Below are 11,607 nucleotides of genomic sequence, written 5' to 3'. Positions count from 1 at the left end.
CACCTGGTGAATGCGGGTTATCTGCTGCCAGTTGAGTAGGCGCGTTTGGCAGCTTGCCGGAATGGCCGGTCGGCGAGCCACAGTCTGGCTGCCCACAAGCCGCGCCGTTACGGCGTGTTCCCTTTGCGACAGAAACTTTCCTCTTGACGCCCGAACGCTAAACGCATATCGCCGTCCGTGGGCCACCCCTCCCCAACGAGGGGCCACCTATCTGGAAGGATAGCACCACGATGACGATCGTCACCAAGCCCGGACTCCGTCCGGCAAACCCCAATTTCTCCTCAGGTCCCTGCGCAAAACGTCCCGGCTGGTCGCTCCAGGCACTCGCCGACGCACCGCTTGGCCGCTCGCACCGCGCCAAGGTCGGCAAGACCAAGCTCGAGCAAGCCATCGCGCTGACCCGCGAAGTTCTCCAGGTTCCAGCCGACTACCGTATCGGCATCGTTCCGGCTTCCGACACCGGCGCTGTCGAGATGGCGCTGTGGTCGCTGCTCGGCGAGCGCGGCGTCGACATGGTCGCCTGGGAATCCTTCGGCGCCGGCTGGATCACCGACGTGGTCAAGCAGCTCAAGCTCGAAGACGTGCGTAAGTTCGAGGCCGCCTATGGCGAGCTGCCGGATCTCGCCAAGGTCGATTTCGACCGCGACGTGGTCTTCACCTGGAACGGCACGACCTCGGGCGTGCGCGTCGCCAATGGCGATTTCATCCCTGAAGATCGCAAGGGCCTGACCATCTGCGACGCCACTTCGGCCGCCTTTGCCCAGAACCTCGATTTCCAGAAGCTCGATGTCGTCACCTTCTCCTGGCAGAAGGTGCTGGGCGGCGAAGGCGCGCATGGCATGCTGATCTTGAGCCCACGCGCCGTCGAGCGGCTGGAAAGCTACAAGCCGGCATGGCCGCTGCCCAAGATCTTCCGCCTGACTTCTGCTGGTAAGCTGATCGAAGGCATCTTCAAAGGCGAGACCATCAACACGCCGTCGATGCTCTGCGTCGAGGATTACCTCGACGCTCTGAACTGGGCCAAGGGCCTGGGCGGGCTCGAAGCACTGGTTGCCCGCGCCGACGCCAACTTCGCCGCTATCGACACTTTCGTGCAGACATCGGGCTGGCTCGCCAACCTGGCCGTCGTGCCGGAGACGCGTTCGAACACCTCTGTGTGCCTGTCGATCGTCGATCCTGAGGTGGCGGCGCTCGACAAGGACGGCCAGGCGGCCTTCGCCAAGGGCATGGTGTCTGCGCTCGAAAAGGAAGGCGTTGCCTTCGACATCGGCGCTTACCGCGACGCGCCTCCCGGCCTGCGCATCTGGGCCGGCGCCACCGTCGAGACGTCCGACCTCGTCGCCCTGATGCCGTGGCTCGACTGGGCCTTCGCCAATCAGAAGGCAGCGCTCAAGGCTGCGGCCTGACCAGACCTGCGGCGGCCTCCGGGCCGCCCGTTTCCCAACAGTTTGATCACTCTTCAAGGAGGCAGCTATGGCGCCCCGCGTTCTCGTATCCGACAAACTCTCCACCACCGCAGTCCAGATCTTCAAGGATCGTGGCGTTGAGGTCGATTATCTGCCCGACCTCGGCAAGGACAAGGAAAAGCTGCTCGAAGTCATCGGCCAGTATGACGGCCTTGCCATCCGCTCGGCGACCAAGGTTACCGAAAAGCTGATCGCGGCGGCGACCAATCTCAAGGTCATCGGCCGCGCCGGCATCGGCGTCGACAATGTCGACATTCCTGCCGCCTCGCGGCGCGGTATTATCGTCATGAACACGCCTTTCGGCAATTCGATCACCACGGCCGAACATGCCATCGCGCTGATGTTCGCCGTCGCCCGCCAGTTGCCCGAGGCCAATGCCTCGACCCATGCCGGCAAGTGGGAAAAGAACCGCTTCATGGGCGTCGAGATCACCGGCAAGACGCTGGGCCTGATCGGCTGCGGCAACATCGGCTCGATCGTCGCCACACGCGCCGTTGGTCTCAAGATGCATGTCGTTGCCTTCGACCCGTTCCTGTCGGAGCATCGCGCCGAGGAACTCGGCGTCGAGAAGGTCGAGCTTGACGAGCTGTTGGCCCGCGCCGACTTCATCACGCTGCACACGCCGCTGACCGACAAGACGCGCAACATCATCAACGCCGACTCCATCGCCAAGATGAAGACGGGCGTGCGCATCATCAACTGCGCCCGCGGCGGCCTGATCGTCGAGAAAGACCTGATCGCCGGCCTGAAGAGCGGCAAGGTGGCAGGTGCCGGCATCGACGTGTTCGAGGTCGAACCAGCTGATCAGAACGAGCTGTTCGGCATGGACAACGTCGTCTGCACGCCGCATCTCGGCGCCTCGACCTCGGAAGCGCAGGAAAACGTCGCACTCCAGGTCGCCGAGCAGATGGCCGACTACCTGGTCAAGGGCGCGGTCTCCAACGCCATCAACATGCCCTCGATCACCGCCGAAGAAGCGCCGCGGCTCAAGCCCTTCGTCAAGCTCGCCGAAGTGCTCGGCGCGTTTGTCGGCCAAGTGACGGAAGACCCGATCACCGAGGTCGAAATCCTGTTCGACGGCCAGACCGCCCAGATGAACACCAAGGCGCTGATCAGCGCAGCACTTGCCGGCCTGATCCGACCGCAGGTCTCCGACGTCAACATGGTGTCGGCGCCGATCATGGTGAAGGAACGCGGCATCATCGTCGCCGAGGTCAAGCGCGACAAGTCGGGCGTCTTCGACGGCTACATCAAGCTATCGGTCAAGACCGAGCACATGACGCGCTCGATCGCCGGCACCTGCTTCTCGGACGGCAAGCCGCGCTTCATCCAGATCAAGGGCATCAATCTCGATGCCGAGGTCGGCCAGCACATGCTCTACACCACCAACGCCGACGCGCCTGGTATCATCGGCCTGCTCGGCACCGTGTGCGGTGAGAGCGGTGTCAACATCGCCAACTTCCAGCTCGGCCGTGACCGGCCGGGCGGCAATGCGATCGCCTTGCTCTATCTCGACGCGCCATTCCCCGAAGACGTGCTCGCCAAGGTACGCGACCACAAGTCGATCGACTCGGCCAAGCGCCTGCAGTTCGACGTCAACGGCATCTGACAAAAGCCTCCCAAGGCACCAAAGGCGCGGGCTGGTCCTGCGCCTTTTTCTTCTCAGGCATCGGAGCTGTGTTTTTCGGCAGCCAGAAGCTCCTCGGCGCTCGCCATTTTCCGCCCGGAGTGCTCGGCAAGCCAGATGCCGCCAAGCACCAGCACGATGGCGACCGCATGGTAGAGCTGGAAATCCTCGCCGATGATCATCACCGACAACAGCGTGCCGAAGATCGGCACCATGTTGATGAACAGGCCGGCACGGTTGGCGCCGATCAGGTCCACGCCCTTGATGTAGAAGATCTGCGCCAGGATCGAGGGAAACAGGACCATGTAGGCGGTGATCGCCCAGCCCATCGCATCGGGCGCGATGGCGCGGCCGGTGCCGATTTCCCAGGCGACAAACGGGATCGAGGTGACGAAGGCGGCCGCCGTCATCACGATCATCAGGCTTTGCCAGTGGATGTCGGGCTTGAAACGCAGGGCCACGGTGTAGGCGCTATAGACGAGCACGGCGATCAGCATCAGCGCGTCGCCGAAATTCATGTCGAGCGCAAGCAGCGTCCTGAGGTCGCCATGGCTGGCGGTGAGCGCGATGCCCGTCAGCGACAGCAGGAAGCCGAGGATCTGGCCCCAGGTGACGCGCATGCGAAACAGAATGAAATTGGCGGCAAAGATGACCATCGGCATGCCGGCCTGCTCGATGCTGGCATTGATGGCCGAAGTGAAGTTGAGCGCCGAGTACAGTGCTGCATTGAAAGCGGTGAAGCCGAGCCCGCCCAAGGCGATCAGCAGCCAGATGTGCTTGCGCGCGACTGCCCAGTCGGCCCGCAGCCTGGGCCAGCCGACGGCACCCAGCAGTGCCGCCGCGAATGCCCAGCGCAGGGAGGTAAGGACCATGGGCGAGGCGTGGCCGACGGCAAGCTTGCCCGCCACCGCATTGCCGCCCCAGAACAGCGTGGTCGCCAAGAGCAGGACATAGGCGTTTCGATGCATGAGGCGGGACTTTCGCTGGCGAGGGGCACCATGCCGGCCTAGGTGCTGGCTTTGGACAAGTAAATGCGCCCAAAGGCGGAAATTGTTGTGCCTGGAGCGGCAAAGAAAGGTCGCACATCCAATTGCTTGGCGTTATAGAGGCCTGTCATTTTGCACTGTTCGCGGCCCGCGCCGCGATGTCGGAAGGAAAATATTATGGCCAATGTGGTGGTCGTCGGTTCCCAGTGGGGCGATGAAGGCAAAGGCAAGATCGTCGACTGGCTGTCGGAGCGCGCCGATGTGGTGGTGCGTTTCCAGGGCGGACACAATGCCGGCCATACGCTGGTGGTCGACGGCGTGGTCTACAAGCTGTCGCTGCTGCCGTCCGGCGTCGTACGCGCAGGCAAGCTGTCGATCATCGGCAACGGCGTGGTCTTCGACCCGCATGCCTTTGTCGCCGAGCTGGAGAAGATCCGCGCCCAGGGCGTCGAGATCGGCCCCGACCGCCTGAAAATCGCCGAAAACACCGCGCTTATCCTGTCGCTGCATCGTGAGCTGGATGGTTTCCGCGAGGACGCCGCCTCCAATTCCGGAACGAAGATTGGCACGACCCGTCGCGGCATCGGCCCCGCCTACGAAGACAAGGTGGGCCGCCGTGCCGTCAGGGTGATGGACTTGGCGGATTTGGAAACGCTTCCCCAGAAGGTCGACCGTTTGCTGACGCACCACAATGCGATGCGTCGCGGGCTTGGCCACCCTGAGGTGACGCACGACGTCATCATGACCGAGTTGACCTCGATCGCCGACAAGATCCTGCCTTACATGGACCGCGTCTGGAAGGTGCTGGACGACAAGCGCCGCGCCGGCGAGCGCATCCTGTTCGAAGGCGCACAGGGCACCCTGCTCGACATCGACCACGGCACCTATCCATTCGTGACATCGTCGAACACCGTCGCCGGCCAGGCGGCAGCGGGTTCCGGCATGGGCCCGGGCTCGATCCACTACGTACTTGGCATCACCAAGGCCTACACCACCCGCGTCGGCGAAGGCCCCTTCCCGACCGAACAGCAGAACGAGGTCGGAGAATTCCTCGGCACGCGTGGCCATGAGTTCGGCGTGGTCACCGGGCGCAAGCGCCGCTGCGGCTGGTTCGACGCCGTGCTGGTGCGCCAGGCGGTTGCCGTCAACGGCATCAAGGGCATTGCATTGACCAAGCTCGACGTGCTCGACGGCCTCGACGAGATCAAGGTCTGCACCGGCTACATGCTCGATGGCGAGCTGATCGACTACCTGCCGGCAAGCCAGGGTGCGCAGGCACGGGTCGAGCCGGTCTACGAGACGCTCGAAGGCTGGAAGGGCACCACCGCCGGCGCCCGCAGCTGGAACGACCTGCCGGCCCAGGCGGTGAAGTATGTGCGTTACATCGAGGAGCTGATCGGTGCTCCTGTGGCGATGCTTTCCACCAGCCCCGAACGGGATGACACGATACTTGTGACCGACCCGTTTGAAGACTAGTTTTGGCAGCTTTCCGGCGGCTGATTTGCCGCCGGGCGCGGCCCGGCCCAGAAGAAAAGATAGGTCGACGAGAGAATGGCAGACTTCGTAGCGGTTCTGAAAAAGACGCTGGATGGCATGGGCGACACCACGCCGGCGATGCGCGCGCGGGTATATGACAAGGCCCGCAGCACCATCGCGGCCAAGCTCGCCGCGCTCAATCCGCAGCCGCCCGCAGCCGTTGCCGAACGCCAGACCAAATCGCTCGAGGACGCCATCGCGATCGTCGAGGCGGAGTTTAACCCCCCTGTTGTCGACGACGATCCGCTGGCCGAGCTGGAAAACGTCTTCACCTCGATCGCCCGCAACAAGGACCAGCCGGCCTACAGCCGGCCTGCGCCTGCACCGGAGCCGCACCGCCCGGTCGCACCACCCCCCGCCGCTCCCCCTATCCCGGCCTACGCGCCACAACAGCGTGAGCCGCTGCCCGACTTTTCGGCAAGCGACGATGACGATGCGCCGGAAGGCGAAGATGACGGCCGTTTCGGCGAAGCTTCGTCCGATGGCAACGATCCATTCGCCAATACCAGGCAGAAACCGCGCAAGCGCGTCAGCGGCGGCCTGATCGCAGCCGCCCTTGCCGTGGTGGTGGTCGGCGCCGGCGGTTATGCGCTGTGGTCGAACCGCGATGCCTTCCTCGGTAGCGGCAGCGACACGGCGACGGCAACGCCCCCGCCGGCGAATGAAGCCGCAACCCCTCCGCCCGCCAATGGTGGCCAGGCAGCAACGCCACCAGCCAGCGGCGAGCCGGGCAAGTTCACCCAGCGCATGACCGCGGACGGCAAGGAAGTCGACCCGGGCCCGGCCAACGGCAGCAACGGTGTCGGCGAAGGCACCTCGGTCGCAACACTGACCCAGCCGGCCCCGGCGACGCCGCCGGCTACGCCCGGGCCTGCGCCAGCAACCCCTGCCACACCGGCGACACCCGCCGAGGGCACCCCGGCAACGACACCGCCAGCGGCAGGCGAAAACGCCCCCGTAGCAGTCGGCCAGAAGGCGATCTTCTACGAAGAGCGCACCAACGTGGCCCAGGGTTCGGCCGAGTCAGGTTCCGTCGTCTGGACGGTTGTGCAGGAATCGCCCGGCGGCGACCTGCCGCCCGAGCCGGCGATCCGTGCCGAAGCGACCATTCCGGGCAAGGACATCCAGCTGCGCATGACGATCCGCCGTAATGCGGACAAGACGCTGCCGGCAAGCCACATCCTTGAAATGATCTTCCTGACGCCTGAAGGTTTCGACGGCGGCGGCATCGAAAACATCCTGCGCGTGGCGATGAAGAGCTCCGAACAGGACGCCGGCAATTCGCTGCTCGGCATCCCGGCCAAGATCGCCGACGGCTTCTTCCTCGTCGCCCTCAACGACACCAAGGCCGAGGTCGACGCCAATTTGAACCTGCTGCGCCGCCAGAGCTGGATCGACGTGCCGGTGGTCTACAAGTCCGGCCGCCGCGCGCTGTTCACGCTCGAAAAGGGCATCCCTGGCGACAAGGTGTTCGAGGACGCGATGAAGGCCTGGCAGGCCAAGGAAGCAGGCTAAGCCAGTCGCGCGCTGGCAAATGCCTGGCTGACGCGGACCAAATCCGCGTCAGAAGCCCTGGAACAGCATGTCCAGGGCAGCAACAACCTGATCGTGATGCTGGCCTAGATTGGCAAGTTTCGCTCCCAATTCGGAAAGTGCAACTGCACCGACGAGGTGCGTGGCCATCACCACATTGTCATCACCAATTTCGAACGACGGATTGAGTCTCCTGACTGGAGGCGGAACGTCTGCCGCTGGCAAAAGCGGCACCACCACTCGTGATTTCAGATGATCAAGCAGGTCCGACTGCACATCTAGCAGATAGCTGCCTTCATACGGGCCGACGAACACGTCGTATCTGGCCATCAGAACAGCCGATACTTGGCCAGGGGCAGTCCATTCTTGTCGACATAGTCGTTCCAGGCATCCAAAGCCGCTTGGTTCTCGATCTTCCAACGCCTTGATTTCTCTTCAGACACTGCCTTTGCGAGCGCGTCCTCGGCGAGCTGGGACATGTTCAGCCCTAGCGCTTTGGCTTCCTCGACCAAGGCAGCATCGATGGTCACATTCGTGGGTTTGCGAACCGGCTTAGGCGCTTTCTGGAGCATGGTGCACCTCTATCTATGCGCATAATATATGCGCATTAGCCGTGGACGACAATCCAGACAACCTACCCTTCAGTTCCTCGCGCATCATCTCAAACTCGGACCAATGCTCATTGGTGGCTTAAAGTAGCGATTGCTAAAGCAAGATGGTACGCTGAGGAACGCCTTTGGCCAACGTTCTGGCTGGCGCAAGACGACAGAAACCCGGATGCCTCCGGAGATGTCATGTGCCCTGCAACGACAGATCTTCCGCATCTCGGCACCTCCGTCGCCCTCACCGATGGAGGCCTTGAAACGACGCTGGTCTTCCTCGAGGGGATCGACCTGCCGTGCTTCGCGGCGTTTCCGCTGCTTCTCGACGTGGCCGGGCGCGACAAGCTCGACAGCTACTTCCGGCGCTACCTTGAAATCGCCGAGCAACGCGGCTTGGGCTTCGTGCTCGACACGCCGACATGGCGGGCCAATCCCGACTGGGGCGAAAAGCTCGGCTACACCAGCGCTGCACTCGCCGACATCAACCGACGCGCCGTCGCCCAGGCGCTAGCGCTGCGTGCGCCCTACGTTGCCCGTGGCATGACGGTTCCGGTCAATGGCGTCGTCGGTCCGCGCGGCGACGGCTACCGCCCCGACTTGATGATGACGCCGGTCGAGGCCGCGGACTATCATAGCGACCAGGTCGCAGCGTTCCGCGACGCCGGCGCCGACATGGTCAGCGCCGTGACCATGAACTATCCCGAGGAAGCGGTCGGCATCGCCTGCGCCGCAATGAGCGCGGGCCTGCCGACGGTGATTTCTTTCACCGTCGAGACCGACGGGCGACTGCCGTCAGGCGTAAGCCTGCGCGAGGCGATCGAAACCGTCGATGACGAGACAGACGGCGCGCCCGCCTACTTCATGATCAACTGCGCCCATCCCAGCCATTTCGACAGTGTGCTGGCCGAGGGCGGCGAGTGGATCCGCCGCATTGGCGGCGTGCGCGCCAACGCATCGGCAAAGAGCCATGCCGAGCTTGATGCGGCGACCGAACTGGACCCGGGCGACCCTGCCGATCTCGCCCGCCGCTATCGCGCCATGCGGGACCGCTTCGGCCACATCAAGGTCCTTGGCGGCTGTTGTGGCACCGACCACCGCCATATCGCGGCGATCTGCGAAGCGTGCCTTTGAGGCCCCGGGCTAACCCTCGAGCTCCTCGCGCAGCATCTCGAGTTCAAACCATTCTTCCTCGAGCGCGGTCAGTGTCGCGCGCTCCTTGTCGAGGGCAGCGATGGTCTTTTGAAAACCGTGCGGGTCGCGTTCATAAAAGGCCGGGTCGGCGATCTGGTTTTCCAGCCGCGAGATCGAAGCGGTTACCGCTTCCATCTTCTTGGGCAGGCTTTCGAGCGCGAATTTCTGCTTGAACGACAGCTTCTTCGACGCGGCCTTGGGCGCTTCCGGCTCGCTGCGGCCAGCCGCGGCCTGGCCATTGGCCGCCTTGCGCGATTTGCGATCGTCGAGCTTGGAGCCGCCGCGCTGGGCCAGCATGTCGGCATAACCGCCGGCGTATTCGATCCAGCGGCCTTCGCCGTCGGGCGCGATGATGCTGGTGACGGTGCGGTCGAGGAAGTCGCGATCGTGGCTGACCAGGATCACGGTGCCGGCAAAACCGGCGACCAGTTCCTGCAGCAGCTCCAGCGTCTCCATGTCGAGATCGTTGGTCGGCTCATCGAGCACCAGAAGGTTGGCCGGGCGGGCCAGGACGCGGGCCAGGATCAACCGGGCACGCTCGCCACCGGAGAGTTCGCGCACCGGCGTGCGCGCCTGCTCGGGCTTGAACAGGAAGTCCTTCATGTAGGAGACGACGTGGCGCTGCTCGCCATTGATGACGAGGTTTTCGCCGCGCCCGTCGGTCAGATAGCTCGACAGCGTCTCATGCGGATCGACAGCCTCGCGCTTCTGGTCAAGCGTCGCGATCTCGAGGTTGACGCCAAGCCGGATCGTGCCGGCGTCGGGCTCGAGCTCGCCGGTCAGCATCTTGAGCAAGGTCGTCTTGCCGGCACCATTGGGACCGACGAGGCCGACACGGTCGCCGCGCTGGATGCGGGTCGAGAAACCCTTGACCACCTCAAGATCGCCGAAGGCCTTGTCGATGTTCTTGGCTTCGATGATCAACTTGCCGGATTCGGCCGCCTCGCTCGCCACCATCGTCGCCACGCCTTCGGCGCCGCGGTGGCCGCGAAATTTCTGGCGCATCGTCTGCAGCTCGCCGAGCCGGCGCATGTTGCGCTTGCGACGCGCCGTCACGCCGTAGCGCAGCCAGTGCTCCTCGCGCACGATCTGGCGGCCGAGCTTGTGCTGGTCACGCTCTTCTTCCTCGAGGATCTGGTCGCGCCATTCCTCGAAATGGGCAAAGCCACGGTCGAGCCGGCGCGTCTGGCCGCGATCGAGCCAGACGGTGTTGCGGCTGACGCGTTCGAGAAAACGCCTGTCGTGCGAAATGACGATCAGCGCCGACGAGGTGCGGATCAGCTCTTCTTCCAGCCATTCGATGACGGCAAGGTCGAGATGGTTGGTCGGTTCGTCGAGCAGCATGATGTCGGGCTCGGGCGCCATGACGCGGGCAAGGGCTGCGCGGCGCGCCTCGCCACCCGACAGCTCGGCCGGAGACTCTTCGCCGGTCAAGCCGAGATGGTCGAGCAGATAGGTGGCGCGGTGCGGATCGTCGGCAGGCCCGAGCCCGGCTTCGACATAGGCGCGCACCGAAGCGAAGCCATCCATGTCGGGCATCTGCGGCAGGTAGCGGATCGTCGCCGAGGGCTGGCGGAACACTTCGCCGTCCTGCGGCTCGATCATGCCGGCGGCGATCTTGAGCAGCGTCGACTTGCCGGAACCGTTGCGGCCGACAAGCGCGATCTTGTCACCCGAGGCGGCCGAAAGCGCAGCACCGTCGAGCAGCGGCTGACCGCCGAAGGTCAGGCGGATGCCGTCGAGATTGAGAAGCGGTGGCGCCATGTTTCAGAAATCCGAGGCAGGAAAGGGATGAGCGAGGAGCAGCGCGCGACCGCTGCCGAGCGAAATCCGCAATGAACCCCGCACTTCATTGGACAGTGTCAGCGACGAACCAAACGGCACATTCACGCTGTTGAGCGGCCATTTGGCGCCCTGTTCGGAGAGCCCGGTGAGTTCGGAAAAGGCCAGCACCGAAAACAGCATGCCGTCGTCATAGTCGAAGGATGACGTGCCCGGCAGAAGTGGCAGCGCCTCCTGGCGTCCGCTGGTCAGTATCACCTCGGTGCCGGCTTCGGCCAGCCTGAGCGCCAGCGCCAGGTGCAGGAAGGCGTGGTCGGCACGCGGGCCGCCAAAGGCGCCAACCAGCACAAGCGACGTCGCACCGAGGCTGAGCGCGGCATCGATCGCCAGCTCGCCGTCGGTCCTGTCCTTTTCGGCCGGAAAGGTCTCGCGTGGCAGGCCAGCGAAGCGCGGATCGAGATCCGATGGCACGGAATCGAAGTCGCCGAGCCACAGTTCCGGCATCAGCCCAAGCGTGGCGGCATGGCGAATGCCGGCATCGGCCGCGATCACGCGGCTACCCGCGACCTGACGGTCAAGGCGCGGGGTGCGGAAAAGCTCGCCGCCAAGAAGTATGGTGAACCGGGTCATGGCATGCGCATTACCAGTCCGGCAGCCGAAACGGAAGGCCGCGAGATGGTCGGTGGCCGGCAAACTACCGCTTGCGCGGGTCGCGGCACCGCCCTATTTGTTGAGCCGCTCTAACGGGGTGCCGATCGCGCAATTGCGTGCCGGCTGAGAGGCACAGGGAACCGTCCCGGCCAACCCGCTGAACCTGATCCGGTTTGTACCGGCGGAGGGATTAGATGCTTCGGACGCCCGGCGCTTCAAATTCCCTTTCAACA

Annotated in this window: 10 protein-coding genes and 1 riboswitch; of the genes, 5 read left to right on the top strand and 5 right to left on the bottom strand. The window is 64.2% G+C overall.

All coding sequences use genetic code 11. From position 1 onward, the window contains the following. Nucleotides 1–230 precede the first annotated feature (230 nt). Together IHE39_RS10755 and serA are read left to right on the top strand one after the other, a co-directional pair. Entirely contained in the window at nucleotides 231–1,406 is a 1,176-nt protein-coding gene (locus IHE39_RS10755; protein ID WP_192566440.1) for a phosphoserine transaminase, read from the top strand. A gap of 67 nt (nucleotides 1,407–1,473) precedes the next feature. Further along, nucleotides 1,474–3,075, top strand: a complete 1,602-nt coding sequence (gene serA, locus IHE39_RS10750; protein ID WP_184767960.1) for a phosphoglycerate dehydrogenase — start codon at nucleotides 1,474–1,476, stop codon at nucleotides 3,073–3,075. A 53-nt stretch (nucleotides 3,076–3,128) separates the two neighbouring features. On the opposite strand, the gene IHE39_RS10745 is transcribed toward serA, so the two are convergent. Further along, on the bottom strand, nucleotides 3,129–4,061 hold the full coding sequence (locus IHE39_RS10745; protein WP_192566439.1) for a DMT family transporter: 933 nt from the start codon (nucleotides 4,059–4,061) through the stop codon (nucleotides 3,129–3,131). 195 nt (nucleotides 4,062–4,256) lie between these two features. Here IHE39_RS10745 and IHE39_RS10740 point away from each other — a divergent pair, with 195 nt between their 5' ends. Together IHE39_RS10740 and IHE39_RS10735 are read left to right on the top strand one after the other, a co-directional pair. Next, a complete protein-coding gene (locus IHE39_RS10740) occupies nucleotides 4,257–5,555 on the top strand; it encodes an adenylosuccinate synthase (protein WP_184767962.1) in 1,299 nt (432 codons plus the stop codon). A 75-nt stretch (nucleotides 5,556–5,630) separates the two neighbouring features. Next, nucleotides 5,631–7,130, top strand: a complete 1,500-nt coding sequence (locus IHE39_RS10735) for a hypothetical protein (protein ID WP_184767963.1) — start codon at nucleotides 5,631–5,633, stop codon at nucleotides 7,128–7,130. A 48-nt stretch (nucleotides 7,131–7,178) separates the two neighbouring features. Here IHE39_RS10735 and IHE39_RS10730 read toward each other — a convergent pair whose 3' ends face one another. Both IHE39_RS10730 and IHE39_RS10725 read right to left on the bottom strand, forming a co-directional pair. Then, nucleotides 7,179–7,478: a CcdB family protein gene (locus IHE39_RS10730; protein ID WP_192566438.1), complete on the bottom strand. Its 300-nt coding sequence runs from the start codon at nucleotides 7,476–7,478 to the stop codon at nucleotides 7,179–7,181. Then, nucleotides 7,478–7,720, bottom strand: a complete 243-nt coding sequence (locus IHE39_RS10725; protein WP_192566437.1) for a type II toxin-antitoxin system CcdA family antitoxin — start codon at nucleotides 7,718–7,720, stop codon at nucleotides 7,478–7,480. Before IHE39_RS10725 ends, IHE39_RS10730 begins: the two co-directional genes overlap by 1 nt. 222 nt (nucleotides 7,721–7,942) lie before the next feature. Here IHE39_RS10725 and IHE39_RS10720 point away from each other — a divergent pair, with 222 nt between their 5' ends. Further along, the gene (locus IHE39_RS10720; protein ID WP_192566436.1) at nucleotides 7,943–8,881 is read left to right on the top strand and encodes a homocysteine S-methyltransferase family protein; all 939 of its coding nucleotides are present in this window, start codon (nucleotides 7,943–7,945) and stop codon (nucleotides 8,879–8,881) included. A 9-nt stretch (nucleotides 8,882–8,890) separates the two neighbouring features. On the opposite strand, the gene IHE39_RS10715 is transcribed toward IHE39_RS10720, so the two are convergent. Both IHE39_RS10715 and IHE39_RS10710 read right to left on the bottom strand, forming a co-directional pair. Then, nucleotides 8,891–10,705: an ABC-F family ATP-binding cassette domain-containing protein gene (locus tag IHE39_RS10715; protein WP_184767967.1), complete on the bottom strand. Its 1,815-nt coding sequence runs from the start codon at nucleotides 10,703–10,705 to the stop codon at nucleotides 8,891–8,893. Nucleotides 10,706–10,708: 3 nt separating this feature from the next. Next, nucleotides 10,709–11,353, bottom strand: coding sequence for a thiamine diphosphokinase (locus IHE39_RS10710; RefSeq protein WP_184767968.1), 645 nt, complete (start codon nucleotides 11,351–11,353; stop codon nucleotides 10,709–10,711). 104 nt (nucleotides 11,354–11,457) lie between these two features. Next, nucleotides 11,458–11,581: riboswitch (TPP riboswitch) on the top strand. Nucleotides 11,582–11,607 lie beyond the last annotated feature (26 nt).

The sequence above is a fragment of the Aminobacter carboxidus genome (assembly GCF_014863355.1).
GTDB lineage: Bacteria > Pseudomonadota > Alphaproteobacteria > Rhizobiales > Rhizobiaceae > Aminobacter > Aminobacter carboxidus.
Note: the sequence above shows the minus strand (reverse complement) of the source record. Positions and strands in the feature narration are given on the sequence as shown.